The sequence below is a fragment of the Streptomyces kanamyceticus genome (genome assembly GCF_008704495.1).
Classification (GTDB): domain Bacteria; phylum Actinomycetota; class Actinomycetes; order Streptomycetales; family Streptomycetaceae; genus Streptomyces; species Streptomyces kanamyceticus.
This window is the reverse complement of record NZ_CP023699.1, coordinates 8,332,823-8,359,745: the sequence shown is the minus strand read 5'-3', so window position 1 is coordinate 8,359,745 and position 26,923 is coordinate 8,332,823. Positions and strand designations below refer to the sequence as shown.

24 protein-coding genes are annotated in these 26,923 nt (G+C 71.4%); 10 read left to right on the top strand and 14 right to left on the bottom strand.

What is annotated here, in order from left to right; genetic code table 11:
• The first annotated feature begins 69 nt into the window (after positions 1 to 69).
• Positions 70 to 1,185: an LLM class flavin-dependent oxidoreductase gene (locus CP970_RS36460; protein WP_055550821.1), complete on the top strand. Its 1,116-nt coding sequence runs from the start codon at positions 70 to 72 to the stop codon at positions 1,183 to 1,185.
• A complete protein-coding gene (locus CP970_RS36455) occupies positions 1,182 to 1,994 on the top strand; it encodes an SDR family NAD(P)-dependent oxidoreductase (protein WP_055550823.1) in 813 nt (270 codons plus the stop codon). The genes CP970_RS36460 and CP970_RS36455 overlap by 4 nt, the downstream gene beginning before the upstream one ends.
• Before the next feature lie 130 nt (positions 1,995 to 2,124).
• Here the strand turns inward: CP970_RS36455 and CP970_RS36450 are convergent, their stop codons facing one another.
• The 5 genes from CP970_RS36450 to rpe form a co-directional block, all read right to left on the bottom strand.
• Positions 2,125 to 3,567: a GuaB1 family IMP dehydrogenase-related protein gene (locus tag CP970_RS36450; protein ID WP_055550825.1), complete on the bottom strand. Its 1,443-nt coding sequence runs from the start codon at positions 3,565 to 3,567 to the stop codon at positions 2,125 to 2,127.
• Positions 3,568 to 3,741: 174 nt separating this feature from the next.
• The gene (locus tag CP970_RS36445; RefSeq protein ID WP_063806152.1) at positions 3,742 to 4,179 is read right to left on the bottom strand and encodes a barstar family protein; all 438 of its coding nucleotides are present in this window, start codon (positions 4,177 to 4,179) and stop codon (positions 3,742 to 3,744) included.
• The gene (locus CP970_RS36440) at positions 4,176 to 4,586 is read right to left on the bottom strand and encodes a ribonuclease domain-containing protein (RefSeq protein ID WP_055550827.1); all 411 of its coding nucleotides are present in this window, start codon (positions 4,584 to 4,586) and stop codon (positions 4,176 to 4,178) included. Before CP970_RS36440 ends, CP970_RS36445 begins: the two co-directional genes overlap by 4 nt.
• A gap of 134 nt (positions 4,587 to 4,720) precedes the next feature.
• Positions 4,721 to 5,767 carry a sugar-binding transcriptional regulator gene (locus tag CP970_RS36435; RefSeq protein ID WP_055550829.1) on the bottom strand — a complete coding sequence of 349 codons (1,047 nt, stop codon included), beginning with the start codon at positions 5,765 to 5,767 and terminating at the stop codon, positions 4,721 to 4,723.
• 78 nt (positions 5,768 to 5,845) lie between these two features.
• Entirely contained in the window at positions 5,846 to 6,532 is a 687-nt protein-coding gene (gene rpe / locus CP970_RS36430) for a ribulose-phosphate 3-epimerase (protein ID WP_055550831.1), read from the bottom strand.
• Positions 6,533 to 6,666: 134 nt separating this feature from the next.
• Here rpe and CP970_RS36425 point away from each other — a divergent pair, with 134 nt between their 5' ends.
• A complete protein-coding gene (locus CP970_RS36425; RefSeq protein ID WP_055550833.1) occupies positions 6,667 to 8,838 on the top strand; it encodes an MMPL family transporter in 2,172 nt (723 codons plus the stop codon).
• On the opposite strand, the gene CP970_RS36420 is transcribed toward CP970_RS36425, so the two are convergent.
• Positions 8,813 to 9,430 carry a TetR/AcrR family transcriptional regulator gene (locus CP970_RS36420; protein ID WP_055550835.1) on the bottom strand — a complete coding sequence of 206 codons (618 nt, stop codon included), beginning with the start codon at positions 9,428 to 9,430 and terminating at the stop codon, positions 8,813 to 8,815. The genes CP970_RS36425 and CP970_RS36420 overlap by 26 nt on opposite strands.
• Positions 9,431 to 9,580: 150 nt before the next feature.
• On the opposite strand from CP970_RS36420, the gene CP970_RS36415 reads away from it, so the two are divergent.
• Together CP970_RS36415 and CP970_RS36410 are read left to right on the top strand one after the other, a co-directional pair.
• The gene (locus CP970_RS36415) at positions 9,581 to 10,210 is read left to right on the top strand and encodes an MSMEG_1061 family FMN-dependent PPOX-type flavoprotein (RefSeq protein WP_150494439.1); all 630 of its coding nucleotides are present in this window, start codon (positions 9,581 to 9,583) and stop codon (positions 10,208 to 10,210) included.
• 81 nt (positions 10,211 to 10,291) lie between these two features.
• Positions 10,292 to 11,206, top strand: coding sequence for a PDR/VanB family oxidoreductase (locus CP970_RS36410; RefSeq protein WP_398656409.1), 915 nt, complete (start codon positions 10,292 to 10,294; stop codon positions 11,204 to 11,206).
• A 25-nt stretch (positions 11,207 to 11,231) separates the two neighbouring features.
• Here the strand turns inward: CP970_RS36410 and CP970_RS36405 are convergent, their stop codons facing one another.
• The gene (locus tag CP970_RS36405) at positions 11,232 to 12,713 is read right to left on the bottom strand and encodes an RsmB/NOP family class I SAM-dependent RNA methyltransferase (protein WP_055556753.1); all 1,482 of its coding nucleotides are present in this window, start codon (positions 12,711 to 12,713) and stop codon (positions 11,232 to 11,234) included.
• Between the two features lie 53 nt (positions 12,714 to 12,766).
• Positions 12,767 to 13,711, bottom strand: coding sequence for a methionyl-tRNA formyltransferase (gene fmt / locus CP970_RS36400; RefSeq protein ID WP_055556751.1), 945 nt, complete (start codon positions 13,709 to 13,711; stop codon positions 12,767 to 12,769).
• Positions 13,712 to 14,069: 358 nt separating this feature from the next.
• Here fmt and CP970_RS36395 point away from each other — a divergent pair, with 358 nt between their 5' ends.
• Positions 14,070 to 14,612 (top strand): hypothetical protein, encoded by a 543-nt coding sequence (locus tag CP970_RS36395; protein ID WP_055556749.1) that lies wholly within the window; start codon positions 14,070 to 14,072, stop codon positions 14,610 to 14,612.
• 235 nt (positions 14,613 to 14,847) lie between these two features.
• Here CP970_RS36395 and CP970_RS36390 read toward each other — a convergent pair whose 3' ends face one another.
• Complete coding sequence (locus tag CP970_RS36390) at positions 14,848 to 17,076, bottom strand: primosomal protein N' (RefSeq protein WP_150494437.1); 2,229 nt, start codon at positions 17,074 to 17,076, stop codon at positions 14,848 to 14,850.
• A gap of 270 nt (positions 17,077 to 17,346) precedes the next feature.
• Here CP970_RS36390 and CP970_RS36385 point away from each other — a divergent pair, with 270 nt between their 5' ends.
• The 4 genes from CP970_RS36385 to CP970_RS36370 are packed head-to-tail and all read left to right on the top strand — an operon-like array spanning position 17,347 to position 22,498.
• Positions 17,347 to 18,630: a helix-turn-helix domain-containing protein gene (locus CP970_RS36385; RefSeq protein ID WP_150494435.1), complete on the top strand. Its 1,284-nt coding sequence runs from the start codon at positions 17,347 to 17,349 to the stop codon at positions 18,628 to 18,630.
• Positions 18,631 to 18,672: 42 nt separating this feature from the next.
• Positions 18,673 to 19,416, top strand: coding sequence for a toll/interleukin-1 receptor domain-containing protein (locus CP970_RS36380; RefSeq protein WP_055557057.1), 744 nt, complete (start codon positions 18,673 to 18,675; stop codon positions 19,414 to 19,416).
• The gene (locus CP970_RS36375; protein WP_150494433.1) at positions 19,413 to 21,389 is read left to right on the top strand and encodes a hypothetical protein; all 1,977 of its coding nucleotides are present in this window, start codon (positions 19,413 to 19,415) and stop codon (positions 21,387 to 21,389) included. The genes CP970_RS36380 and CP970_RS36375 overlap by 4 nt, the downstream gene beginning before the upstream one ends.
• Entirely contained in the window at positions 21,386 to 22,498 is a 1,113-nt protein-coding gene (locus CP970_RS36370) for a hypothetical protein (protein WP_150494432.1), read from the top strand. The genes CP970_RS36375 and CP970_RS36370 overlap by 4 nt, the downstream gene beginning before the upstream one ends.
• 76 nt (positions 22,499 to 22,574) lie before the next feature.
• Here the strand turns inward: CP970_RS36370 and metK are convergent, their stop codons facing one another.
• From metK to CP970_RS36345, 5 genes are all read right to left on the bottom strand, one after another.
• Complete coding sequence (gene metK / locus CP970_RS36365) at positions 22,575 to 23,783, bottom strand: methionine adenosyltransferase (protein ID WP_150494430.1); 1,209 nt, start codon at positions 23,781 to 23,783, stop codon at positions 22,575 to 22,577.
• Between the two features lie 337 nt (positions 23,784 to 24,120).
• Entirely contained in the window at positions 24,121 to 25,335 is a 1,215-nt protein-coding gene (coaBC, locus tag CP970_RS36360; protein WP_150494428.1) for a bifunctional phosphopantothenoylcysteine decarboxylase/phosphopantothenate--cysteine ligase CoaBC, read from the bottom strand.
• Between the two features lie 118 nt (positions 25,336 to 25,453).
• A complete protein-coding gene (gene rpoZ / locus CP970_RS36355) occupies positions 25,454 to 25,726 on the bottom strand; it encodes a DNA-directed RNA polymerase subunit omega (protein WP_030810584.1) in 273 nt (90 codons plus the stop codon).
• 45 nt (positions 25,727 to 25,771) lie between these two features.
• Positions 25,772 to 26,365: a guanylate kinase gene (gene gmk, locus CP970_RS36350; protein WP_098241279.1), complete on the bottom strand. Its 594-nt coding sequence runs from the start codon at positions 26,363 to 26,365 to the stop codon at positions 25,772 to 25,774.
• Between the two features lie 38 nt (positions 26,366 to 26,403).
• Entirely contained in the window at positions 26,404 to 26,727 is a 324-nt protein-coding gene (locus CP970_RS36345; protein ID WP_005319887.1) for an integration host factor, read from the bottom strand.
• Between the last annotated feature and the right edge of the window lie 196 nt (positions 26,728 to 26,923).

The window sequence follows — 26,923 nt, the reverse complement described above, 5'->3', positions numbered from 1 at the left end:
CGGACACGGTTGACACTTCGTCAGATCTGCCGCATCGTGCACGCCTCCCGGTGGAGACGGAGGCACCGCATGGACCTCGACGTCCTGTACGAGATCGACGTACCCAAGCCCTGGAACGCGCCCCATCCGCACGGCCAGCGCGCCGCCGAGCAGCGCGCCTACCGCGAGGCCGTCGAGCAGATCCGCCTCGCGGACAGGGTCGGCTTCCGCACCGTCTGGGCCGTCGAGCACCACTTCCGCGAGGGCCGCTCGCACTGCCCCGCCCCCGAGGTCCTGCTCGGCCACCTCGCGGCCCTGACCGAGCGGATCCGCCTCGGCTTCGGCGTCACGCTCACCCCCTTCGGCTTCACGCCGCCGCAGCGCGTCGCGGAGAAGGTCGCGACGGTGGACGTCGTCTCGAACGGCCGCGTGGAGTGGGGCACGGGACGGTCGACTCCCATGGAACAGACGGCTTTCGGTGTCGACAGGGAGCAGTCGCGCGCGGACTGGCGCGAGGCGATCGAGATCGTCACGGGCATGTGGCGCGAGGAGTACTTCGCGTACGAGTCGGAGCGCTTCTCCTTCCCGCGCCGGATGGTCACCCCGAAGCCGGTCCAGGCCCCGCACCCGCCCTGCTGGATGGCCGCCACGTCCCCCGGCTCCGCGGAGGTCGCGGGCGCGGCGGGGCTCGGCCTGCTCTCCTTCTCGATCATGCAGCCGCTGGAGGCGATGGCCCGGCAGGTGGCCGCCTACCGCGAGGCCGCGCGCACCCCGTCCCCGATCACGGACGTGACGACCGACCGCGTCAGCGCGTACACCCTCGTCCACGCGGCGGACCGCCCCTCACGGCACGTCTGGGACTCGGTCGCCTGGTGGTACCGCAACCTCGCCCAGTTCACCCTCGACTGGGAGCTGCCGCACCTGACCCCGGACGAACGCGAGCGGACCTTCCCCTTCCTCACCCCGATCATCGAGGGGAACGTCCCCGTCCAGGAGTTCAGCGACGGCGACATGATCCTCATCGGCGACGCGGAGACCATCGTCCGCAAGGCCAAGCACTACGCCGACCTCGGCATCGACCAGCTCATCTGCTACGTCCAGTGGGGCTATCTGGAGCACCGGGAGATCCTGCGGACCATCGAGATCCTCGGCAAGGAAGTCATCCCGGAACTGGCGGCCTACGTCCCCAAGGGCACCGCCGCATGACGGGCGAGCCGCTGGACGACTCCCCCGTCCCCGACTACGCCGCCCTGCACCGCCTGGACGGCCGGTCCTTCGTCCTGCTCGGCGCGGGCAACGGCATCGGCCGCCAGACCGCCCACGCGCTCACGGCGGCGGGCGCCCGGGTGCTGTGCGTGGACGTCGACAAGGCACGGGCCGAGGCGGTCGCCGCCGAGACGGGCGGCATCGCGTACGTCGCGGACGTGACGCGGCGCGCGGAGGTGCGGGAGCTCTTCGCGTACGCGCAAAGGGAGTTGGGCCCACTGGGCGGCGTCGTCGACATCGTCGGCATGGCCCGCTACGCGCCCCTGGCCGACCTGGACGACGAGGGGTGGGACTGGCACTTCTCGATGGTCCTGCGGCACGCCTGGCTGGCCGTCCAGTACGGCGCCGAGGCACTGGCCGACGCGGGCGGCGGCCCCATGGTCTTCGTCGCGTCGGTGTCGGGCCTCACGGCGGCGCCCCTGCACGCCGCGTACGGAGCGGCCAAGGCGGGCCTGGTCTCCCTGGTCCGCTCGGCGGCGGTGGAGTACGGCCCGCGCGGGGTACGGGTGAACGCGGTCGCGCCAGGCGTCGTGTGGACCCCGCGGGTGGCCGCCCTGATCGGCCCCGACGGCCGCGAACGCAACGCCCGCAACGCCCCGTTGGCCCGCGTCGCCGAGACCTCGGACATCGCGTCGGCCCTGCTCTTCTTCGCCTCGCCGCTCGCGTCGTACGTCACCGGGCAGACACTCGTCGTGGACGGCGGGGTAGGCGTGAAGTTCCCGTACCCGACGCCCGACGACGCACGGTGAGGGGCCGCCCGCGACAAAGGCTGCCCGCGCCCCATTAGGGGGCGCGGGCAGCCTTTAAGGGGCGCGGGGAACTGCGCGCTCAGCCCCAGCGAACCCGCAGACCAAAACGGCCCAAGCTCAGCGGTAGCGCCTAGCTCCAGCTGGCGTGCAGCGGCTTGCCCTCCGCGTACCCCGCCGCGCTCTGGATACCGACCGTGGCACGCTCGGCGAACTCCTCCAGGGAGCCCGCACCGGCGTACGTGCAGGAGGAGCGGACGCCCGCGATGATCGAGTCGATCAGGTCCTCGACGCCGGGACGGGCCGGGTCCAGGAACATCCGGGAGGTCGAGATGCCCTCCTCGAAGAGCGCCTTGCGGGCGCGGTCGTACGCCGACTCGTCGCTCGTGCGGTTCTTGACCGCGCGGGCGGACGCCATGCCGAACGACTCCTTGTACGCACGGCCCTGGGCGTCGTGCTGCAGGTCGCCCGGGGACTCGTACGTCCCGGCGAACCACGAGCCGACCATCACGTTCGACGCACCGGCGGCCAGCGCCATGGCGACGTCGCGCGGGTGGCGCACACCGCCGTCGGCCCAGACGTGCTTGCCGAACTTCTTGGCCTCGGCGGCGCATTCGAGCACCGCGGAGAACTGCGGGCGGCCGACGCCGGTCATCATGCGGGTGGTGCACATGGCGCCGGGGCCCACGCCGACCTTGATGATGTCGGCACCGGCCTCGATGAGGTCGCGCACGCCCTCGGCGGCGACGATGTTGCCCGCGACGATCGGCACCTGCGGGTCGAGACCGCGGACCGCCTTGATCGCCGAGATCATCGACTCCTGGTGGCCGTGCGCGGTGTCCACGACGATGGTGTCCGCGCCCGCGGCCAGGAGCTGCTTGGCCTTGCCCGCCACGTCGCCGTTGATGCCGACGGCGGCGGCGACGCGCAGCTTGCCGTCCGCGTCGACGGCCGGGGTGTACAGGGTCGCGCGCAGGGCGCCCGTGCGGGTGAGGATGCCCGCGAGGCGGCCGTCCTTGTCCACGGCGGGGGCGTAGCGGCGGTTGGCGCCGTCCAGCTTGTTGAAGGCGTCGCGCGGCTCGATGTCGGCGTCCAGGAGCAGCAGGTCCTTGGCCATGACCTCGGAGAGCTGCGTGAAGCGGTCGACGCCGCTCAGGTCGGCGTCGGTGACGACACCGATCGGCTTCTGGTCGGCGTCGACGACGACACCCGCGTTGTGCGCGCGCTTGGGCAGCAGGGCGAGCGCGTCGGCGACGGTCTGCGTCGGGGCGAGGACGATCGGGGTGTCGAGCACGTGGTGGCGCGTCTTGACCCAGGAGATGACCTCGGTGACGACCTCGATCGGGATGTCCTGGGGGATGACCACGATGCCGCCGCGGCGCGCCACGGTCTCGGCCATGCGGCGACCCGCGATCGCGGTCATGTTGGCGACGACCAGCGGGATCGTGGTACCCGTGCCGTCGGGCGAGGAGAGGTCCACGCCCTGGCGGGAACCGACGGCGGAGCGCCTCGGGACCATGAAGACGTCGTCGTACGTCAGGTCGTACGCAGGCTGGATGTCATTGAGGAAGCGCACGTGCTGCTCATCCCAGTCGATCAGAGGTGGCCCCCGGACAGTTAGCCCGAGGGAAAAGCACGTACTTCAGTGTCCCATGCCCCGGGCCTTGTGCCGCCTGGGACGATCACCCAGGCAGGCCATGGAGCCGCTGGTCGGATCGTCCAAGCGGACCCCTGAAGCGGAACACTCGGCTCACTCCTCGCCACGCTCCGTGGCGGCCGGGGTGACCGGGGTGACCGGGGTGACCGGGGCGGCGGTCGATGCGACGGGACCGAGCGCGAGAACGATCTCCAGACCGGTCTGAGCGCCCCGCCAGTGCTCGACCGCCGAGGAGAACACCTCCTGGGCGATCTCCCACTCCCCCGGCGCGGCCGCCGCGTACTCCTGCCACCCGGAGACGACGAGGAGCCGCCCACGCGCGCGTGGCGCCCACGACAGGTCGGTGAGGCAGTCGGCGAGGGCGTCCCAGTTGTGCCCGAACCAGTCGGGCAGGCCAAGTCCCCGGGCACACCGCTCCATGAAGGCGGTCTTGTCCGTCACCCCAGCCAGGGACAGCGCCGCGGTGGTCCATCCCGCGCCGCGCGCGGCGTCGAGCACGGGCGCGAGCGGATCGGGCGTCTGCTCGGTCATTGCCTCAGCACCGCCTTGAAGGACGCGTAGTGGTCATCGGTGTAGTAGATCTCGCCACCTTCCCCGGTGACGATCCGCCGGGCCCCGCGGTCGCGCTCACCCGGCGTACGAACGGTGTACTCGTGGTAGTAGCCGCGCTTGCGCTGCGGCAATTCCCGCTCGAAGTTGCTGAAGACGGTGCCGTCCTTGGCATACGGATAGGGTCCACCGTCATCGATGCGCCGCAACGTCCGCCGCGCCTCGTCGGGCAACCGCCCGGCCTCCACGGTCGCCATGCCGCGGGCCCAGGCGGGCGCGGAGGCGGAGGCTGACGTGCCTGCCTCGCCGCCCGATGAGCACCCGGTCACCAACACGGCGAAGCAGATAAGCAGCGCCCCCAAGGCGCGGGGGAAGAACCGGGCGATCATGTGACCGATGCTGCCACAGCCCCCGGAAGCAGGCACGGGAAACGTGCCCCGTCAGGGGCGCGGGCAACTACGCAGGGGAGCCCCGTAAGGGGCGCGGGGAACTGCGCGACAAGCCCCCACCGCCCCGCAGGGACTCAGCTACCGTCCGGGTCGGCCCGATTGAGCGCGGGCCGAGGCGGACTCCCAGCCACAAGCAACTGATCCGCGGCCGCGGTGTCAGTGACAAGGCTGGTGACAAGCCCAGACCTCAGCACCGCGTCGATCGCGGCAGCCTTCCGCTGCCCCCCGGCGATGGCGACGACCTCGGGAATCCGTCGAAGCCGGTCCGCTTCGACAGTGATGCACCGCTCCCCGAGATCCCGCCCCACCCGACGCCCCTCGGCGTCGAAGAGGTGCGCGGACATCTCGGCGGCGACTCCCAGCGAGGCGTAATGCGCACGCTCCTCGTCGCTGAGCATGTCGTGGACCGTGGAGATGCCCGGCTCCCAGGAGCCGATGGAGACCGCGGCGACGGTGACCTTGTCGAAGTACTCGAAGGCCCGCGCGATCCCGGTCTGGTCGCGCAGCGCCGCGGCCGTGGCCGGGTCCGGCAGCAGCATCGGCGCGTAGATCGGGTGCGCCTCACCGCCGGAGACCTGCGCGGCACGCCGTACCGCCTCGACGGAGCCGCGCTCCGCCGTGCCCGCGTCGTACACGCCGGTCAGCTGCACGACCGTGCACGGCGGCAGCACGTCGAGCGCCGCCGCCATGTGGATCGTCGAGCGCCCCCAGGCGAGGCCGAGCACATCGCCCTCGTTCACCAGCTCGCCGAGCAGCCCCGCGGCGACCTCGCCGAGGTTCTCCGGGTCGGGCGACTCGTCGGCGTCCTCCGCGGGGGACTCCACCACGACCGCGTGCCGCAGGCCGTAGCGGGCCCGCAGCGCGTCCGAGCGCTCCGCGTCCAGCTCGGCCGGGACCCGGATCTCGATGCGCACGAGATCCCGCTCGAGAGCGGTCTCCAGGACCCTGGCCACCTTGAAGCGGCTGACGCCGAACTCCTCGGCGATCTGGATCTTGGACTTGCCCTCGAGGTAGAAGCGGCGGGCCATGGCCGCCGCCTGCACCAGCTCCGCGGGTCCCATCCGCATGGCTGACCGACCCGCCGACATGGCCGACACGGCGCTCTCCTCACTGCTGTTCACAAACTGGGTTCGCCGTTCATCCTTGCAGATCCGGCCTAGTTGATCAGCCCTGAAGGCCTGCGTTCACGTTCCCTTGGCTCAGTGGCCGCATGCCCAGGCGCTTGACGCCGTCTTTGCCTGGGCTTGGGTGCGCAATGAACGTACCGCCTCCGCGGGATCCTCGGCGCCATAGACGGCGGAGCCCGCGACGAACACGTCGGCGCCCGCCTCGGCGCAGCGCTCGATGGTGCTGGCCGAGACGCCCCCGTCGACCTGCAGCCAGAGCTCCAGGCCGTGCTTGCCGATCAACTCACGGGTGCGGCGGATCTTGGGCAGCATGATGTCCAGGAACGACTGCCCGCCGAAGCCCGGCTCGACCGTCATGATCAACAGCATGTCGAGCTCGGGGAGCAGGTCCTCGAACGGCTCGATGGGCGTCGCGGGCTTCAGCGCCATGGAGGCGCGGGCGCCCTTGGCGCGGATCTCGCGAGCGAGCCGGACGGGGGCGGCCGCCGCCTCCGCGTGGAAGGTGACGGAGCCCGCGCCCGCTTCGACGTACTGCGGTGCCCAGCGATCGGGGTCCTCGATCATCAGGTGGCAGTCCAGCGGCGTGTCCGTCGCGCGGGCCAACGACTCTACGATCGGCACCCCGAGCGTGAGGTTCGGGACGAAGTGGTTGTCCATCACGTCGACATGGAGCCAGTCGGCGCCTTCGACGGCCTTTGCCTCCTCGGCAAGGCGGGCGAAGTCCGCGGACAGGATGCTGGGGTTGATCTGCACGGCCATGCCCCAAGCCTGCCATGCCCGGCGCCGGTTGCTGACCGCCGTCCAAGCCCTGAGCGCGACGCCTCCCCCGGCGGGGCGCCGCGTGCCATGCTGGTCGGTCCACCGGCACCGCGCACGGCAAGCGGGGGGAAGCCATGGCGGAGGTACAGCGGGAGACTCGGCGCGGCATCGCGTGGCTGGTGTGCGGGCGGCGCGCCAAGTGGCTGGTGGTGCTCTTCTGGCTGCTGGTGATCGTCGTCGCGGCGCCACTGGCCCAGAAGCTCACCGACGCCCAGGAGAACGACGCGGAGTCCTGGCTGCCCGGCTCCGCCGAATCCACCCAAGTCCTGGACGTCTCGGCCGAGTTCAGGCCGGAGACGATCCCGGCCGTCATCGTGTACGCCCGCGAAGACGGCCTCACCGCGCGGGACCGGGCACGGATCTCCGAGGACGTACGTCAGGCGAAGGTTCTGCGCGCCCACGGCATCCGCGGCGCGGAGACCCGCGGCCCCGTCTACGACAAGAAGGCGGGCGCGCGGGCCGCCCAGGTCTACGTACCGATCACGATGGACGCGGAGGGCTGGGAGCGGATCGGACCCGCCGTCGACTCCATCAGGGCGCGGGTGGGTCACGGCGCGGACGGCCTGAGCGTGCACATCACCGGGCCTGGTGGCACGGCCGCGGACTCCGCCGAGGCGTTCAAGGGCATCGACTCGACGCTGCTGTTCTCGGCGGCGGGCATCGTCGTGGTGATCCTGCTGCTCACCTACCGCAGCCCCACGCTGCTGATCGCCCCGCTCATCGCGGTGATCACCGCGCTGTTCACCGCGCAGGCCCTCATCTACCTGCTCGCCACCCACGCGGACCTCACGGTCAACGGCCAGAGCGCGGGCATCTTGACGGTGCTCGTCTTCGGCGCGGGGACGGACTACGCCCTGCTCCTTGTCGCTCGCTATCGCGAAGAACTGCGCCGCCACGAGGACCGCCACGAGGCGATGGCGCTCGCCCTGCACCGGGCGGGACCCGCGGTGCTCGCCTCGGGCGCGACGGTCGTCCTGAGCATGCTGGTGCTGCTCGCCGCCGAGATGAACTCCACCCGCGGCCTCGGCCCGGTCGCCGCGATCGGCGTCGCCGTCGGGCTCCTCGCGATGCTGTCGCTCTTCCCCGCCCTCCTGGTGATCTTCGGCCGGTGGCTCTTCTGGCCGCTGGTCCCGCACCTGGGCTCCCCCGAGCCGACCGAGCGCGGCCTGTGGGCCCGCACCGGGCAGCGCATCGCCCGCCGCCCCCGGCTGACCTGGGGCGTCACCGCCGCGGCCCTCGCCCTGCTCTCGCTCGGCCTGCTCCAACTGCGGGCCGAGGGACTGAGCAACGCCGACGCGTTCACCGACAAGCCGGACTCGATCACGGGTCAGGAGATCCAGGCCGAGTACTTCCCCGCGGGCTCCGGCGACCCGCTGGTGATCGTCGCGAACAAGGCGCGGGACGACGAGGTCGCGCGGGCCGTGTCGCACACCAGGGGCGTGGTGGCGAAGAGCGTCGGGCGCCCGCCCGGCACGAAGGACACGTACGACGACCAGGTGCTTCTCGAGGCGACGGCGACCGATCCGTCCGACAGCGCGGCCGCCAAGGACACCGTGGACCGGGTGCGCGACGCCGTGCACGCGGTGCCCGGCGCGGACGCGAAGGTGGGCGGCGGCACGGCGGCCCTGCTCGACATGGACCGCGCCACGGCCCACGACAACAAGCTGGTGATCCCGCTGGTCCTGGTCGTGGTCCTGCTGACCCTCGGCGTCCTGCTGCGCGCGGTCGTCGCGCCGCTGCTCCTGATCGCGACGGTGGTCCTGTCCTTCGCCTCCGCGCTCGGCCTGAGCGCGCTCGCCTTCCGCCACCTCTTCGACTACGCGGCCGAGACCACGGACTTCCCGCTCTTCGTCTTCGTGTTCCTGGTGGCGCTCGGCATCGACTACAACATCTTCCTGTCCACGCGCATCCGCGAGGAGGCGGGCCGACAGGGCACCCGCGCGGGCGTCCTGACGGGTCTCGCCGCGACCGGCGCGGTGATCACCTCGGCCGGTCTCGTCCTCGCGGGCACCTTCGCCGCCCTCGGCACGCTCCCGCTGGTGGCCTTCTCCGAGATCGGCTTCGCGGTCGCGCTCGGCGTGCTCCTGGACACCTTGGTCGTACGGTCAGTCCTGGTCACGTCGCTCTTCCTGGACGTGGGACCGAAGGTGTGGTGGCCGCACGCCCTGTCCCGGCGGCCCGAGCCGCACGCCGCCCCTGCCACCGCGTCCGGCGCCCCCGCTACACGGCCGTCAGATACCGCGTGACCATGGCGACGAGCTCGTCCTCGAGCCGCCCGGCGTCGACGGAACACGGCGCGGCGACGAGCTGGTGCACGACCGTCTCGACCGTGACCACGACGAGCTCGGCCGCGACGTCGACATCGGTGACGCGGACCTCGGAGTGGCGCGCGAGCAGATCCCGCGTGTAGGCCACCCGCTCGCGCTGATAGCGGGTGATCCGCTCCATGAGCTCGGGGGCGTGCGGCGTCCGCTCCATCATGACCTGCAACAGCTTCGGGTCGTCGAGGTGGTTGCCGATCACGGCCCGCACGACACCACGCATGATCGCCTCGATGGACTCGGGCTGCTCGCCGTCCTGGTGCTCGTTGAGCAAGACCGCCCCCGCTTCGAGGTGGCGGGTCACCAGCTCCAGCAGGATCGCATCCTTGTTCGGGTAGTACTGATACAGCGAACCGATCGAGATCCGCGCCTGCTCCGCGATCCGGTTCGTGGTCCCCGCCGCGTACCCGTGTTCGGCGAAAACGTGAGCAGCCGCGGCGAGGATGCGCTGCCGGGTGAGCTCGGCCCGCGCCTGACGCGGCTGTTTACGTGCTCGAAGCGCGTTCCGGTCCGCCACCGTCCCAGCCTCCTTGTGCCGCCCTCAAAGCGAGTAGCGCATGATGCGAGTAATTGCTCACAATGGTGCCACGAGCTGCGCGTACGTGGCGCACTCCCGATACGGGCGTGCGAGCTGACGCGCCCAGTCCCACCCACCCGAGGAGCCTTCGTGACGCATGCCGCCATCCGCCCCCGACGGCTTTCCCCGGCCGAGGTCCGCGAGAAGCTCGGACCGCCGGACGCCTGGATCGAGGAGAAGATCCTCGACCGCATCGACGTGAACTTCCGCCGCTTCATCGCGCACTCCCCCTTCCTCTCCCTGGCGACGGCCGACGCGGCGGGGCGCGCCGACTGCTCGCCGCGCGGCGACTACCCGGGCTTCGTGAAGGTGCTCGACGAGCACACCCTGGCGATGCCCGACCGGCCGGGCAACAAGATCGCCGACTCCTTCCGCAACCTGGCGGAGAACGACGGGGTCGGACTCTGCTTCTTCGTCCCCGGCGTACGCGAGGTCCTCCGGGTCAACGGCAGCGCCTACCCCACCGACGATCCTGACGTGCTCGCCCGGATGCACATCGAGGGCAAGGAGGCCGTCCTCGCGATCGTCATCGAGGTGGAGCAGGCCTACTTCCACTGCGGCCGCGCGCTGGTCCGCTCCCGGCTGTGGGACCCGGCCAGCCAGGCACTGGCCGACGAGCTGCCCTCGGCGGGCGAACTCGTCGCCGAGCAGATGGGCCTGGACATCGACCCCAAGGTCCTCGACGAAAGCCTCGAAGACGCCTACCACTCGCTCTACTGACACTCGCTCCGCCGAGCCCCGTCACACCACCCGCCGAGCGACCTGACCGCTCCACCGATCCGTCCTGAGGTGAATCACACGATGCAGGTGCAGCACACCGTCATCGACCGCGTCGACCAAGTGGCCGATGACGTCGTCTCGCTCGTCCTGCGCGGCGCCACCGGCCCCCTGGTGTCCTGGGAACCGGGCGCGCACATCGACCTGACGCTGCCGAACTGGCTCACCCGCTCGTACTCGCTGTGCGGCGACCCCGCCGACCGCGAGCGCTATCGCGTCGCGGTGCGCCTGGACCCGCTCAGCCGCGGCGGCTCGGAGTACATCCACCACTACCTGCGCCAGGGCCGCGCGCTGGACGTGTCGCCGCCGCGCAACCACTTCCCCCTGCGGCCCGCGCCGGAGTACCTGTTCCTCGCGGGCGGGATCGGCGTCACGCCGCTGCTGCCCATGCTGTCCGCGGCCGTCGAGGCGGACGTCCCGGCCACCCTGGTCTACGTGGGGCGGTCGGCGTCGACCATGCCCTTCGCCGAGGAACTGCGCGCCCGCCACGGCGACCGGGTGCGGCTCGTGGCCACGGCCGGGGGCAGCAGACCGGACCTCGCGGCCCTGGCCGCCGATCTCGCGCCCGGCGCCCTGGTCTACTGCTGCGGCCCTGCCCCGATGATCACCGCGGCGCAGGCCGCCTTCCCCGCCGAGCGGCTCCACACGGAACGCTTCCGCCCTGCCGCGCGGACCTTCGCCCCGAACACGCCCTTCGAAGCGGTGTGCGCACGCTCGGGAGAGACGGTCCAGGTCGGCGCCGACCAGTCACTCCTGGACGCCCTGACCCGCGCCGGGCACCCGGTGATGTCGGGCTGCCGCGAAGGCGTCTGCGGCAGCTGCGAACTCACCGTGCTCTCCGGCACCCCGGAACACCGCGACGACATCGGCGCCCCCGCGGGCCGCATGTACGCGTGCGTGTCCCGGGCCCTGAGCCCGGAACTGCGCCTGGACATCTGAGCGGACCGCGAGGGGCCGCGGTGCGTCAGGCCGTGCGCCGGATCAGCGCCAGATACATCGCGTCCGTGCCGTGCAGATGCGGCCACAGCTGTACGTCGGGTCCATCGCCCAGCGCCGGTACGCCGGACATCAGCGGGCGGGCGTCGATCAGTTCGGCGCCCCCGGTGTGCTTGAGCACGTCGTCGACGACCGCGCGGGTCTCGGCCAGGTGCGGCGAACAGGTGGCGTAGCCGACGACGCCGCCGACCCGCACGGACTCCAACGCCGTGCGCAGCAGCCCGCGCTGGAGCGGCGCGAAGCCGTCCAGGTCCTCCGGGCGGCGGCGCCAGCGGGCCTCGGGACGGCGGCGCAGCGCGCCGAGTCCCGTACAGGGCACGTCCATCAGGACCCGGTCGAAAGTGCCGGGCCGCCACGGCGGCCGGGTCCCGTCGGCCGCGATGACCTGGTAAGGCCCCGGGTTCCCGGCGAGCGCCTGCGCGACGAGACGCGCCCGGTGCGGCTGCTTCTCGGAGGCGAGCAGGACCGCGCCGCGCTGCGCGGCGAGCCCGGCGAGCAGGGCGGCCTTGCCGCCGGGCCCCGCACAGCCGTCCAGCCACTTGTCGTCGGATCCGCCGTCCAGCGGAGCGTTCGCGAGTGCGAGGGCGACGAGCTGACTGCCCTCGTCCTGCACACCGGCACGCCCCTCGCGCACGGCCTCCAGCGAACCGGGCTCGCCGCCCTCGCTGAGCCGTACGGCATAGGGCGACCAGCGCCCCGGCAGCGCCGAGTCCTCCCCCACCGAGTCCAGGAGCTCATCGGCGGTGGAGCGTCCGGGGCGGGCCACCAGGGTGACCTCGGGCCGCTCGTTGTCCGCCTCCAGGAGGTCCTCGATCCCGGCACGGCCGCCGCCGAGCGAGTCCCACAGCGCGGAGACGACCCAGCGCGGGTGCGAGTGGACGACGGCGAGGTGGTCCTCGGCGTCCTCGTCGTAGGGCGGCGCGACCTTCTCCACCCAGCCGTCGAGATCGTCCTGCGCGACCTTGCGCAGGACGGCGTTGACGAACTTGGCCCGCCCGTCGCCGAGCACCACGCGCGCCAGCTCCACGGAGGCGGAGACGGCGGCGTGCGTCGGGATGCGGGTGCCAAGGAGCTGGTGCACGCCCATGTTCAGTACGTCGAGGACGGGCGGGTCGACCTCGCGCAGCGGTCGGTCGATGCAGGCCGCCACGATCGCGTCGTACGTCCCCTGGCGGCGCAGCGTCCCGTAGACCAGCTCCGTGGCGAGCGCCGCGTCGCGCGCGTCGAAGCCCTCGCCCTTCTCCCTGGCCTTGCGCAGCAGGGGCGGCAGGACGAGGTTCGCGTACGCGTCGCGCTCGTCCACGGCCCGCAGCGCCTGGAAGGCGAGGATGCGGACGGGGTCCTTCTGCGGCCGACGGTGGGGCTTGCCCGATGCGGGCTTGCCCGACGTGGGCTTGCCCGACGTGGGCTTGCCGGGCTTACGGGGACGCCGGTTCTGCTGGTCGTTCAAAGGTGCTCCGCTGCTGGAATGGGTCGACCGCCGCTGGAATGGGTCGAACCCACTCAGCCTACGTCGCCCGCGCCCACCCGCTCACCCGGGGCGATCCGCACCCCGCGGGCCCAGTCGGCGCCGCGCATCGGCTTCTTGCCCTGCGGCTGGACCCAGAGCAGCTCGACGGCGTGCGAACCGGAACCGACGTACACGTTGTTCTTGGCGGGAGACAGCTCACCGGGCGCGAGATCGGTGCGGTCGGGCACCAGCGCCGCCTGGATGAGCTTCAGCCGCTCGCCGCGGAAGACCGTCCAGGCCCCGGGCGCGGGCGTGCAACCGCGCACCACGCGGTCGACCCGGAGCGCGGGCGCCGCCCAGTCCACCTGGGCGTCCTCGACGGTGAGCTTCGGGGCGAGGGTGACGCCGTCGGCGGGCTGCGGCACGGCCTTCAGGCTGCCGTCCTCGATGCCGTCCATGGTCGCCACGAGCAGCCCCGAGCCCGCGAAGGCGAGCCGCGTGAGGAGGTCCCCGCTGGTGTCGGTCGCCCGCACCTCCTCGGTGACCGTCCCGTACACGGGCCCGGAGTCGAGCCCCTGCTCGATCAGGAAGGTGGAAGCACCGGTGATCTCGTCACCCGCGAGTACCGCGTGCTGCACGGGCGCGGCACCGCGCCAGGCGGGCAGCAGCGAGAAGTGCAGATTGACCCAGCCGCGGGCCGGCACGTCGAGGGCGACCTTGGGAAGGAGCGCGCCGTACGCGACGACGGGGCAGCAGTCGGGCCCGATCTCCCGCAGCCGCGCCAGGAACTCCTCGTCCCGCGGCTTCGCGGGCTTGAGCACCTCGATGCCCGCCTCCGCCGCGCGCTCGGCGACCGGGCTCGCGACGAGCCTGCGGCCACGGCCCGCGGGCGCGTCGGGCCGGGTGACGACGGCGGCCACCTCGTGCCGGTCGGAGGCGATCAGGGCGTCGAGGGCGGGGACGGCGACCTCGGGAGTGCCTGCGAAGACGAGCTTCACTGGGGGGTACCTCGGATCTCTGGTGGGCGGCGACGGCGGGCTGCGGCGGCTGCCGACGGCGGTGTGCGACGGCTGTCGACGGTTGTCCGCGACGGCAGCGTCGGGCGGCCGCCACGGCAGCGCACCAGTCTATGGGCCGCCCCCTGACCCCGCGCGGGACGGTCTTCCCCGTGGCCCGCCCGCCGTACGCCCCCGACCGGCTCGGGGGCGTACGAACTTCCGCGCGCCCTGCGCATATGCGCATACGCCCCTGCACCGTGACCCCACACGAACTAGCGCGTTGGTCAAGAAAGAGTTGACCACCATGGGCCGCGGTTGCGGTCCGATCCTTTTCAACGCCGGTTCGAGAGGCTTGTTCATGGCCGACCACGCAACCCACGACGCCCAGGCACGGGCCAGCCTGCACCTCCTGGTGCGGGACATCGAGCGGGTCCGCCGGCAGGTGGACGCGCTGCGTACGCTCACCGCCCAGCTCGGTAACGTCTACCGCCCGCGCCGCTCCAGCCCGTCCGCGGGCTTCGTCGTGTACGGGCGGGCCCCCGCACCGACCGTCCGCCTCGCCCAGGAACTGCGGGACAGCGTCGAGACGCTGGTCACCGCCGCGGTGGACTTCGACCGCTCGCTCGGGTTCTCGTGGGACGCGGTGGGCTCGGCCCTCGGGGTCACCAAGCAGGCGGTCCACCGCCGTTACGGCGCGCGCCGTGCCACCACCCAGGCGGCGGCCGAGGCGGAGCGCGCCACGGAGACGGCGCCGACGGCCACCCGCCCGGTGGTCCCGGTCGGCGCCCCCCTGCCGTCCGTCCCCGCGGCCCGCGCGATGCCGACCCAGCCGACGGCGGGCAGCCCCGCCCTCCGCGAGGACCCGAGGCCGAACGCCTTCCCCGGCCCCCGCAACGGCTGACGCGCGCACCCTGCCGACTGCCCTCGGCCGCCCAGCTTTCTGCTGGGCGGCCGAGGGCAGTCGCACACCCGGCGTGCGGGGGGGCGCCCCAAAGGGGCGCGGGGAACTGCGCGACCAGCCACGACGACGCCGCGGACGGCGGACGGCACATCGCGACGCATCCGGCGGGGCGCTTGGCCAGCCGGGACAGCACCGAGCCAGCCGCACCGCACTGAGCCAGCCGCGCCGCACCGAGTCAGCCGATGTCGAGCGGATCCACCCGAATCCATACCGCGTCGGCCGCCGCTCCGGCCTCCCGCGCACCCTTGGAGCCTCTGGCACCTCCGGAGCTTCCGGCCCCTCTGGCCCCCTTCACCCCCCTGGCGCCCCGCGCCATCCGCGCGGCCTGCGCCGTCTTCAACGAAGCGGCGAGCGCGGCCCCGCTGCCCGGCGGCACCCGGATCAGTACGCGTTCCCAGTGCTCACCGGGCGGCGCCGCCCCGGGCCTGCGCGAAGGTCCCGGCGTCGTCTCCGCCACCGGGACGGGCCCCAATACCACCGCGTCTGGCGGAAGTTCGGCCCCGGCGAGGAATCCCGAGAGCGCCTCCGCGGTGCCGGACACCGCGGCCATCCTCGACACCGGGGGGAAACTCAGCTCGGCCCGCTCGGAGAGCTCACGCACCGCGTGCCCGACCGGGTCCCACCGCACCAGGGCCTGCACGGGCCGCAGCGTCGGCTCGGCGACGATCACGACCGTGCCACCCACGCCCTGTGGACGGACGAGCGAGGCCGCGCCGATCCACCGCCGCAGCGCGTCCTCACCGGCCCGCAGATCGGGCCGCCCAAGCATGGCCCACCCGTCGAGCAGCAGGGCGGCCGCGTAGCCGCCCTCGGCGACGGGTTCGGCCCCCGGCGTACTCACCACCAGCGCGGGCGCCCCCGGAACCGTGTCGAGCACCTGCTCGCGCCCCGACGTCCGCACCGGCACGGCGGGAAACGCCCGCCCGAGCTCCTCGGCGGTCCGCCGCGCCCCGACGACCTGCGCACGCAGCCGGAACCCGCCGCACGCGCCGCAGTGCCAGGCGGCCTCGTCCCGCCCGCACCACCCGCAGCACAGCGCTCCGGTACTCTCCCGCGCCTCCAGCGGCCCGGCGCAGTGCCTGCACCGCGCGGGCTCCCGGCACCGCTCGCACGCCAGCCGCGGCACATAACCACGGCGCGGCACCTGCACCAGGACGGGCCCGTGCTTGAGCCCTTCCCGTACGGCCCGCCAGGCCAGCGTGGGCAGCCGCGCGGCCCGCGCCGCCTCGTCCCGCGCGAGATCCCCGTCCCCCACGGTGCGCACCAGGGGCGCGGCCGCGCGCACCTGATCTCGCTCGGCGACGAGCGGCGCGGCCCACCCGCTCTCCACGAGCTGGGCGGCCTCGACGGTGCAACTCCAACTTCCCAGCAGGAAGCCGCACTTGTCACGCGAGGCCCGCAGCTCAAGAACCTCCCGCACATGCGGGAAGGGAGCGTGGTCGTCGCTGTGGCTGGAATCCCCGTCGTCCCAAATAACAACAAGCCCCAGGTCCCGCACGGGGGCGAACATGGCGGCCCGCGTCCCGACGACGGCCCGCACGGCCCCGCGCCGCACCGCGAGCCACTCCCCGTACCGCTTCTCCTGCCCGGCGTCGGCGGTGAGCAGGGCATGCCGCCCCTCGCCGAGCAGCTCGGTGAGCGCGGCGTCCACGCGCGCGGCGGGCCGCCCGGTCGGCACGACGACGAGCGCGCCCCGCCCCGAGGCCAGCGTCGCCTGCACGGCGCGCGCGATCTCCTCGGCCCACTCGGGACCCGGCAGCGCGGTCCACACGGCCCGCGGCGCACCCCCCGAGGCCAGCGCCCCGAGGAACTCCGCCCCGTGCCCGTACCGCCGCCAACTCCCCGGCTCCGGAGCGTCCGGCGGCGCAGGTGCCTCACCCGACTCCCGCGCCTCGGCCCGCGCATGCCGCGGCGGCACGGCCAGCTGCAGCACGTCGGCAAGGCTCCCGGCATACCGGTCGGCCACGGCCCGCGCGAGCCCGAGCAGCCGCTCGTCCAGCACGGGCTCCGGGGAGACCACCTGCGCCAGAGCAGCCAACGGCCCCTGATAATCACTCTCGGCACACCGCTCGACGATGAACCCGTCGATCAGCCCGCCCCCCTCGCGCCGCCCGTCCCGCACGTTCCGCGCCCCGGCCCCGAACCGCACCCGCACCCGCACCCCGGGCTGCGCCACCGCGTCCAGCTCCTCGGGCACGGCATAGTCGAAGTACCGGTCGAGATGCAGCACGCCCTTGTCCACCAACACCCGGGCAACCGGCAACGCCCCGGCCACAGCGGCCCCCCGCCACGTCCGCGGCTTGGCCCTCGGCACCTTGGCCTTGCGCACCGACTCCCGAATAAGGGCAAGCTGCTCCGGCGCCTCGGCTCCCCCCTCGTCGGGTCCCTGGTTCTCCCTGCTCACAGCAGCATTCCTACCAGACGGCTCGGACATCCAGCCGGTCGTGAGTGCCAGGAAGGGACAGCGTGAACCGGCCATCCCGATGTCCGGTTCGGCCTTCTCGACAGTGTTCCAGCCGTCGGGTTGCCTTCCCTCTCGGGATCAGAACCGCAGGTCCAAGAGGAAACGGGAAACACCGCCCGCGGCCTTGCTCATGTCACTGCGGGGGCACGACGCTGGCGTCCACCGACGGATGCCCAGGCATGGCATGGACGTGTGCAGGAGGGGGTTCATGTGCAGGAGCAACCAGCGGGATTCGGATCCGAGCTGCGTCGTGCCCGCATAGCCGCAGGGCTCACGCTCACGGAACTCGCTGCGGCGGTCCACTACAGCAAAGGTCAGATCAGCAAGGTCGAAACCGGCAGCAAGCGCCCCAGTCCGGCGCTGGCCAGACTCTGTGACGCGGCACTGCACGCCCACGGCTCCCTGTCCTCCCTCGTCCCGGCCGCGTCACCGACGAAGGGCGATCCACTGGACGAGATGAGGCATCCACCGGCCGGAGACGGTGACGCGGTAGGCGGCGGCACGGCGCTACCCAGCAGACGACGTGCCATGACCGTCGGCGCGGTCTCCCTTCTCGGCATCTCCGAAGCCCCGGCCTCGGCCGGACAGCCCGACGCCCCTGGCAACAGCCTCCTGGAGATCTCTCGCGCCCTTTTCGACCAGTACCGGCGCCTTGGCCAGATGGCCCCTGCGAGCGCCGTGCTGCCCGGGCTCGCCGAGCAGTCGCGGTCGCTGTGCGCGCTGGCCGCCCGCACCGGCCCCCGCACCGGCCGACGACTGCACGAACTCGCAGCCCGCTACGCCGAGTACGCGGGGTGGATGGCCGAGGAGTCCGGAGATGACAGGGCAGCCCTGCGGTGGACGGACCGTGCCGTGGAGCTCGCCGACACCGCAGGCGACCACGATCTGGCCTCCTACGCACTCGTACGACGCGCTTTGATCACGTACTACCAAGGGAACGCGGCAGACACGATCGCCCTGGCCGCGCACGCTCGCGCGCCGCAGCTCCCCGCACGGATCCGCGGGCTCGCCGCCCAGCGCGAGGCGCAGGGTCACGCGCTCGTGGGCGACTACGACTCCTGCATGCGCGGACTGGACTCGGCCCGCGAACTGCTCGCCTCGGCCGCTCGCGACTCCGGCACCCCGACCCTGGGCACCAAGCACCTCCAGGACCCCGCGGCCATGATCACCGGCTGGTGCCTCGTGGACCTCGGCAGACCCCGGGAGGCCGCTGAGCACCTGGACCGCGAATGCGCCCGGATCCCCGGGGACGCCCTTCGCACCCAGGCACGCTACGGCGTACGGCGCGCCCTCGCGCACGCCGCTGCCGGCGAGTTCGACCACGCCTGTGAGCTGACCGGCCGACTGCTGCGGACCACGGACTGCGTGGGCTCGGCGACCATCACCACCGATCTGCGCCGACTGGCACGCATCCTGTCCCGTCATCCGCATCGCCCGGCCTTCCTGGCCATCTCCCCGCACCTCACCGCCTCGCTCGCACCAGTCGGCCGCTGAGCGACGGCCGCAGCCCCTCACCGAGAGAAAGGTCGTTCCGTCATGCCCGATGTCTTCGTCAACTACCGCACAGGGGACGGCGATCAGGTCGCCACGACCCTCCGCAACAAGCTCACCGACCGGTTCGGGGAAGGCCGGATCTTCCGCGCCAGCCAGTCCATCCGGCCCGGCGCCTTCTTCGATGACGAGCTGATGCGAGGGGTACGCCGCAGCGGCGTGCTCCTGGCCGTCATCGGCCCTGACTGGATCAATCACCCGGCCCTGCACCGCGCCGACGACTGGGTTCGCAAGGAGATCCTGGAGGCACTGCGCTGCGGCATCCCCGTGATACCGATCCTGGCCGGGCGGCGCACCGAACGCCCCACGAGGAACCAATTGCCCAAGCGCCTGGCACGCCTCGCCGACTGTCAGACTCTGCGCTACGACAACCAGAACGACACGTACGACATCCAGCGCATCGGCGACGTCCTCACTGATCTGATCCCTGACCTGGCGAAGACCGAGGAGGTCAGGCCAGAGAGCACCCCGTCGGGCACGACGCAGAACAACGTGGGCACGGTGCACGGCGGCAACGTCGTCCAGGCCGGCACCGTGAACGGTGACTCGGGCGCGGTCATCAAGGGTGCGCAAGGTCCCGTCCACACCGGCCCCGGCAACCTGTACAGCAACTCGGCGCATGTCACCGGCGAGAACACCATCTCGACCGTCGTGTCGGGCGACAACCACGGTGGCATCCGTCAGGACTTCGGCACCGTGCGTCGGCAGGGGAAGGACAGCGAAGAGTGACCGGCAGCTCCCATACGGAGTTCTCCGGTCCGGCAGGCGTCGTCAACACCGGCTCCGGGCACACTTACGTCACGTACGCAGCGGAGAATCTGCTGAAGACCCCGCCCATGGCCCGGCGGCGGGTGGCCGAGAGTCAACTGCACCGTCTACAGCAGCAGTTCTCGCGCCCCGTGCACATCAACCTCGCGTACGACGTCCTGGAGTCCAGGAACATACTGTTCCTGGACGGGCCGCCAGGCAGCGGACGGAGCTCCACCGCCCGCGTCCTGCTGTGCGAACTCCCCCACTCGGCAGGGACCTACCACGAACTCACCGCAGAGTCGGACGAGGGCAAGGGCCCTCGCCTGGCGGCTGACGAGATCGGCGAGCAGGACCGGATGCTCCTCGACCTCTCCGCGGCGAGTGAGGGATTGTGGAACGCTGTCCAGGCCCAACTGTGGGACTTCTGTCACGCGCTTCAGAAACAGCACTCCCACCTGGCCGTAGTGCTCCCCACCACCCTGCGGCAGGGCCAACTGGCCCCGGATTTCCTCGCCTTCCGCCAGCCGATCGAACGGCCCGACGGGCTGGACGTGATCGTCCGCCATCTGCGCTGCGGTGGCCTCGACACCAGGATCTGCGATCCGTTCCCGTCGAATCTGCTCGCGTTCGTCGATAAGAAGCCCCCGGTACGGGAGCTCGCACTGCTGGCGGACCGGATCCTGCACGTGCGGGCGACGGAGCACGGGCAGGGCACGTTCGGCACGTGGTGCCAGGAGGCCGTCGCCGCCCAGACCGACCGCGGCCCGGAGGTCGCCTCACTGGTCCCGCATCTACGCAAGGGGTCGCAGCGAGCCCTGCTCCTGTCGGCAGCGCTGCTCGACGGCGCACGCTCCGAGGCCGTGCACCGGGCCACGGCAGCCCTGCTCTCCGTCGTCAAAGCCCCCGCGGAGGTCCGCCCCCTGCTGGAACACCCAGGTCTCGACGAGCGCTTGGAGAAGATCGACGCCGCCTCCGATCGGGGCTCCCGGGTCCGTTTCGAGAAATCCGGGTTCGCCCGTGCCGTGCGACGACACTTCTGGTCCACCAGGCCGGACCTCAGAACGCCCTTGCGCACCTGGGTCGCCCAGCTCGTCGCTCTGCCCGAACTCACGGACTCCGACCGCGAACAACTGGTCCGCCGGTTCACCGACCTGTGCGTGTCGACACGGGACACCGAGGAATTGGTCAGCCTCGTCAAGCACTGGACCCACGACTCGGCAAGAACCGACCAACTGCAGGACGCGGCACGGCTTCTCGAGCAGAGCATCCCCAGCGAAGCCTGCGGCGCCGCGTTGAGGAAGCAGGTGTACGACTGGTCGACCCAACGGCATCTGGCCGACAGCCTGCGCAAGGTGCTCGTCGAAGTGTGCGAAAAGGTCATGTCGGTCCGCCACCCGGAGGCGGCGCTGGTACGTCTGCATCACATGGCTCGGCACGAGCCCTCACCGGGCATCGCCCGCGAAGCCCTCCTGCGATACGTCACCAACGACCCCGAGGACCTGAGGCTCCACCGCCGTCTGATGTACCGCCTCACCGTGATGCCGTCCGACGCCCACCGACGGCCGGACACCGATCTCTTCCTGGACTTGACCTCTCCGGTCCGGCTCCCCAAGCCCTTCCTCCGCTCCTCGGACCTTCGAAGCTGGCTCACGACGGGATGGGCCACGGCCTTCGACCACGCCACGCCTGAACGCTGGCACAGCTGCGCCGACGCGTGGCTCTCCGCGGCCGACGCCACCGAGGACCACGTGATCGCGGACCGACTTCTCACCGTCCTGGTGGGCGCGGCGGGATCCCAGTACGCCATCTTCAGCCATCTCTATGCCTCCGCCCGCGAGGGCACCCGTCCCGATCTCGCCGCGCTTCTGCTGCGGAAGATCAACGCGGCGCAGGCCATGCATCTCTCACGAGAGTCGACCATGCCACGACAGCGGGAGGCAGCCCCCTCATGAGCACCGGACAGAAGACCGTCTCGATCTTCCTCACCGTCATCAGCGCCCTGCTCGTCCTCATTCTCGGCCTCTGCCTCGACTGGCCCTTGTGGGTGTGGCCCACAGCCATGGCCGTCCTGCTGGCAGCACTCGCGGTGGCGGTCTCGGCGGCGGCACGAACCCGCAGGCGTGATCCGTTCCCACCCGGCACGGTGCCCGACCAGCCCGTCCCATCGGTCGAGCGCAGGGAGGTGTACGTGGACCGGATCTCCTTGCCCAGTCAGCTGGCGGACTACGACTTCCTGTTCTCGGCGACGGTCCGCTGGTGCCCGGCCGACCCCTCGGCCGACGGCGCCCTGATCAACGCGGGCGCTCTGGCGATGGACGCCGTCATCGAGCGCGCCCGCGTCGTGACGTCGTGCCGTGAGCCCTTCAGAAGCTCCCTCGTCCAGCACGAGCTGAGTGGCGCACTAGGAGTCATGGAGCTGACGCCCGGTGGCCACATCCGCGTCATGGCCCTGGAGGTCGTTCTCATCCTTCCGGAAGAAGACCAGCAGCGGTTGCACCGGCTGGCGGCCATCCGCAAGAGCGAGGAGCTCTGGGAGCACGAGCGCAACTACGAGCGCAACAAACGCGAGTACCTGGGCGGCGACGTCCTGCGGAACACCGGAAGCGCGGTCGTGTGGTGGCTCGCGAAGAACGACGACCACGTGGAGAAGGCCGTCAAGGACATCGGCCTGCTGGCCCGCCTCACATCCGCCGCCAACAACGAAGAGGTGGCCGAACCGTTCCGGCATCTCGTACCGGAGGCGTTCCCGCCGTTCACGCTCCCCGAGCCCGAATCCGCCGCGTTCGGGGAACCCTTCGCCGGTGCGGCCCCCTCGTCCCCGTCCCAGGAGGACCCTGTCGAGCCAACTCTGGCGGAGGCATTCACGGATTTCGTACGGCGGCGGGGCGGCACTCCGGGAGACAAGGAGTGCCTGCTCGTCGCCGAACAGGTGGCGATGGCGATAGAGGGCTGGGATGAGGACACGGCCCATGAGATACGTCGCCGTTTCACCGGCCAGCCGGCCGCCGCCGGGGCGTCCCCGAACGGATCGGACCCGGCTTCACCCTCGTTCGAGCCCTGAACCGCCCTGCCCACGAACAGGCCTGGGCCCGACCCTCCCGAAGGAGGGTCGGGCCCAGGCCTGAAGCGGAAAGAACCTAGAGCCCAGCCGCCCTGCGCAACGCCTCGACCCGGTCCGTCCGCTCCCACGTGAAGTCCGGGATCGCGCGGCCGAAGTGGCCGTACGCCGCGGTCTGCGAGTAGATCGGGCGCAGCAGGTCGAGGTCGCGGATGATCGCGGCGGGGCGCAGGTCGAAGACCTCGCCGATCGCCGTCTCGATCTTGTCCGTGTCGATCGTGGCCGTGCCGAACGTCTCGACGAAGAGGCCCACCGGCTCGGCCTTGCCGATCGCGTAGGCGACCTGGACCTCGCAGCGGGCCGCGAGGCCTGCCGCGACGACGTTCTTGGCGACCCAGCGCATCGCGTACGCCGCCGAACGGTCCACCTTCGACGGGTCCTTGCCCGAGAAGGCGCCGCCGCCGTGGCGGGCCATGCCGCCGTAGGTGTCGATGATGATCTTGCGGCCGGTGAGGCCGGCGTCGCCCATCGGGCCGCCGATCTCGAAGCGGCCGGTCGGGTTGACCAGCAGGCGGTAGCCCTCGGTCTCCAGCTTGATGCCGTCCTCGAGGAGGGCCTTCAGCTCCGGCTCGACCACGAACTCCCGGATGTCGGGGGCCAGGAGCGAGTCCAGGTCGATGTCCGAGGCGTGCTGCGAGGAGACGACGACCGTGTCGAGGCGGACGGCCTTGTCGCCGTCGTACTCGATGGTGACCTGGGTCTTGCCGTCGGGGCGCAGGTAGGGGATGGTCCCGTTCTTGCGCACCTCGGAGAGGCGGCGCGAGAGGCGGTGCGCGAGGTGGATCGGGAGCGGCATGAGCTCCGGGGTCTCGTCGCAGGCGTAGCCGAACATCAGGCCCTGGTCGCCCGCGCCCTGCTTGTCGAGCTCGTCCTCGTCGCCCTCGACGCGCTTCTCGTACGCCGTGTCGACGCCCTGCGCGATGTCGGGGGACTGCGAGCCGATGGACACCGAGACGCCACAGGAGGCGCCGTCGAAGCCCTTCTTCGAGGAGTCGTAACCGATCTCGAGGATCTTCTCGCGCACGAGCTGCGCGATCGGCGCGTACGCCTTCGTCGTGACCTCGCCGGCCACGTGGACGAGGCCGGTGGTGATCAGCGTTTCCACGGCGACCCGGGACTTCGGGTCCTCTCGCAGAAGCGCGTCGAGAATGGTGTCGCTGATCTGGTCAGCGATCTTGTCGGGGTGACCCTCGGTCACAGACTCCGAGGTGAAGAGGCGCCGGGACACATCGCTCCCTGTGGTTGCAGCGGCTGCTGGCTGATCATTGGTGGACGCGCCGAGAGCTGCGCTCGGCGTCGTCCGTGACCAGTTTATCGGTCACACTCGCCCGCCGGACCACATGTCTCGCCACTTGGGAGCCCTGTGACCTGCGGCACTGCATTGTGCGGTACGACGATCACCCTCCGCCAGACCGCCTCTCGTCCGATTTTTTCGGATTTGAGGCGCCCGGTAGGGCGAAAATGACATTCAGCCCTGGCGATGGAGACCGCGTCAAGGGAGCGGTCAGAATGTGGCCAAGTTCCGCCGAAAGACGAAAGATATGTCCGATCCCACTCCCGTCTCGTTATGTGAGACGCGTGAGGCGTGTGGCCACCAGGTCCCAGACCGTGTCCGCCAGCGCCTCCTTCGGACCGTACGGAACCGGCGTCTCGCTGCCGTCGGCGCCCAGCACCACGGCCTCGTTCTCCTCGGAACCGAAGGTCTTGCGCTCGCCGACCTCATTGACGACGAGCAGGTCGCAGCCCTTGCGTTCGAGCTTGGCGCGGCCGTTGGCGAGGACGTCGTCGGTCTCGGCGGCGAAGCCGACGACCACCTGGCCGGAGCGCGGCCGGTCCCCCGAGATCTCCGCGAGAATGTCCGGATTGCGAACCAGGACGATCGGTGCGGGCTCCTGGCCGTCCTTCTTCTTGATCTTTCCCGCCGCGTACGTCTCGGGCCGGAAATCGGCGACGGCGGCCGCCATCACGACGGCGTCGGCGTCGGCCGACGCCTTCAGGACGGCCTCGCGCAGCTGCACGGCGGTGCCGACGGGCACGACGTCCACGCCCGCCGGGTCGGGCAGCGCCGCGTTCGCCGCGATGAGCGTGACGCGGGCGCCGCGCGCCGCCGCGCTGCGGGCCAGCGCGTAGCCCTGCTTGCCGGAGGAGCGGTTGCCCAGGAAGCGGACCGGGTCGAGGGGCTCGCGGGTGCCGCCCGCGCTGACGACGACGTGACGGCCCGCGAGGTCCTGGGCCAGGTCCCCGCGCGCGAGGACACGGCGTACGACCTCGAAGAGCTCGACGGGGTCGGGGAAGCGGCCCTTGCCGGTGTCGACGCCGGTGAGGCGGCCGACGGCGGGCTCGACGACCAGGGCGCCGCGGCGGCGCAGCGTGGCGACGTTCTCCTGGGTGGCCGGGTGCTCCCACATCTCGGTGTGCATGGCCGGGGCGAAGACGACCGGACAGCGGGCCGTCAGGAGCGTGTTGGTGAGCAGGTCGTCGGCGAGGCCGTGGGCCGCCTTGGCGAGCATATCGGCGGTGGCGGGGGCGACGATGACGAGGTCGGCGTGCTGGCCGATGCGGACGTGCGGCACCTCGTGGACGTCGGACCAGACCTCGGTGGAGACCGGGTTGCCGGAGAGCGCGGACCAGGTGGCCGCGCCGACGAAGTGCAGCGCCGACTCGGTGGGCACGACGCGCACGTCATGGCCCGATTCGGTCAGCCGCCGCAGCAGCTCGCACGCCTTGTAGGCGGCGATGCCACCGCTGACCCCCAGGACTACCTTCGGCTTCTCGGTCACCGCGTCTGTCTCCCCGCACTCGGATCCGCACTCGGACGCATTGCTCGCGTACTACTCCATGACACACCACAGGCCCGGCAGCCGTGCTGCCGGGCCCGTGGTGAAGGGTACGTACCGCTTACTGGACCGGGCCCTCGATGGCCTCGGAGGTCAGCAGACCGGCGTTGATCTCGCGGAGCGCGATCGACAGGGGCTTCTCGTGGACGTGCGTGTCCACCAGCGGACCGACGTACTCCAGGAGGCCCTCGCCGAGCTGCGAGTAGTACGCGTTGATCTGGCGCGCGCGCTTGGCGGCGTAGATCACGAGGCTGTACTTCGAGTCGGTGGCTTCGAGCAGCTCATCAATCGGCGGGTTGATGATGCCCTCGGGCGCGGTGATGGAAGAGGACACTCTCTGCCTTCCGAAGGGGATTGAAAGATCAAACTTAGGTGAAGATCAAAGAACCTTCATCAAGGCTAGCAGCTCACGGGCCACGTCCTCGACGGAGGTATTGACCAGGGTCGTATCGAACTCGGCCTCCGCGGCGAGCTCGATCTTGGCGGCGGCGAGCCTGCGCTCGATGACCTCGGGCGCCTCCGTCCCCCGGCCGGTGAGCCGACGGACCAGCTCGTCCCAGCTCGGCGGGGCGAGGAAGACCAGCTGCGCCTCGGGCATCGACTCGCGCACCAGGCGCGCACCCTGCAGATCGATCTCCAGGAGGACGGGCTCGCCCGCCTCGAGGCGTTCGAGCACCGCGCGACGCGGGGTTCCGTAGCGGTTGCCCGCGAACTCGGCCCACTCCAGGAGCTCGCCGTTGGCGATCAGCTTGTCCATCTCCTCGTCGGAGACGAAGAAGTACTGGACGCCGTGCTTCTCGCCGGGGCGCGGCTTACGGGTGGTGGCCGAGACGGAGAGCCAGACCTCGGGGTGTTCTTTGCGCATATGAGCGACGACCGTGCTCTTGCCGACCCCGGAGGGGCCGGAGAGCACGGTCAGCCGCGGACGTGCGTCCGGGGGTACGGGGGTCGTCCCCCGGGATGTTGCAGCCATGCAGCGATTATCCAGGTTCTCAGGAGTGCCTGAGAACGTCAGGCGGCGCCACCGCCGAACTCACGCTCAAGTGACGCGATCTGGTTGGAGCCGAGACCGCGCACACGGCGGCTCTCGGAGATGCCAAGACGCTCCATGATCTGCTTGGCGCGGACCTTGCCCACGCCCGGCAGGGACTCCAGGAGGGCGGAGACCTTCATCTTGCCGATGACGTCGTTCTCCTGGCCCTGCTTGATGACCTCGTGAAGCGAGGCACCGGAGTGCTTGAGTCGATTCTTGACCTCGGCCCGCTCCCGGCGAGCCGCGGCGGCCTTTTCGAGCGCGGCTGCGCGCTGTTCAGGGGTAAGGGGCGGAAGAGCCACGCCTACGTCACCTCGGATGTCGAACTGTCGGATACGGACCGGTGAGGAACCTAATCGCCCCACACCTGGGGAGCAACGTGCAACGCGTTTGCCCGTTGGCTCTCGTCGGAGACTAGCGGCCATGGCCGCTGGAGTCAGCGAGAACAGACGAAAAGTCCTGGTCAGCCTCTGCCGAGCCGTACATATAGGGCATTTC

Coding starts and splice junctions, on each gene's coding strand:
- CP970_RS36460 (WP_055550821.1), top strand. CDS start 70: ATGGACCTCGACGTCCTGTACGAGATCGACGTACCCAAGCCCTGGAAC.
- CP970_RS36455 (WP_055550823.1), top strand. CDS start 1,182: ATGACGGGCGAGCCGCTGGACGACTCCCCCGTCCCCGACTACGCCGCC.
- CP970_RS36445 (WP_063806152.1), bottom strand. CDS start 4,179: ATGACCGAGCAGACGCCCGATCCGCTCGCGCCCGTGCTCGACGCCGCG.
- CP970_RS36440 (WP_055550827.1), bottom strand. CDS start 4,586: ATGATCGCCCGGTTCTTCCCCCGCGCCTTGGGGGCGCTGCTTATCTGC.
- rpe (WP_055550831.1), bottom strand. CDS start 6,532: ATGGCCGTGCAGATCAACCCCAGCATCCTGTCCGCGGACTTCGCCCGC.
- CP970_RS36425 (WP_055550833.1), top strand. CDS start 6,667: ATGGCGGAGGTACAGCGGGAGACTCGGCGCGGCATCGCGTGGCTGGTG.
- CP970_RS36410 (WP_398656409.1), top strand. CDS start 10,292: ATGCAGGTGCAGCACACCGTCATCGACCGCGTCGACCAAGTGGCCGAT.
- CP970_RS36395 (WP_055556749.1), top strand. CDS start 14,070: ATGGCCGACCACGCAACCCACGACGCCCAGGCACGGGCCAGCCTGCAC.
- CP970_RS36380 (WP_055557057.1), top strand. CDS start 18,673: ATGCCCGATGTCTTCGTCAACTACCGCACAGGGGACGGCGATCAGGTC.
- CP970_RS36370 (WP_150494432.1), top strand. CDS start 21,386: ATGAGCACCGGACAGAAGACCGTCTCGATCTTCCTCACCGTCATCAGC.
- gmk (WP_098241279.1), bottom strand. CDS start 26,365: ATGGCTGCAACATCCCGGGGGACGACCCCCGTACCCCCGGACGCACGT.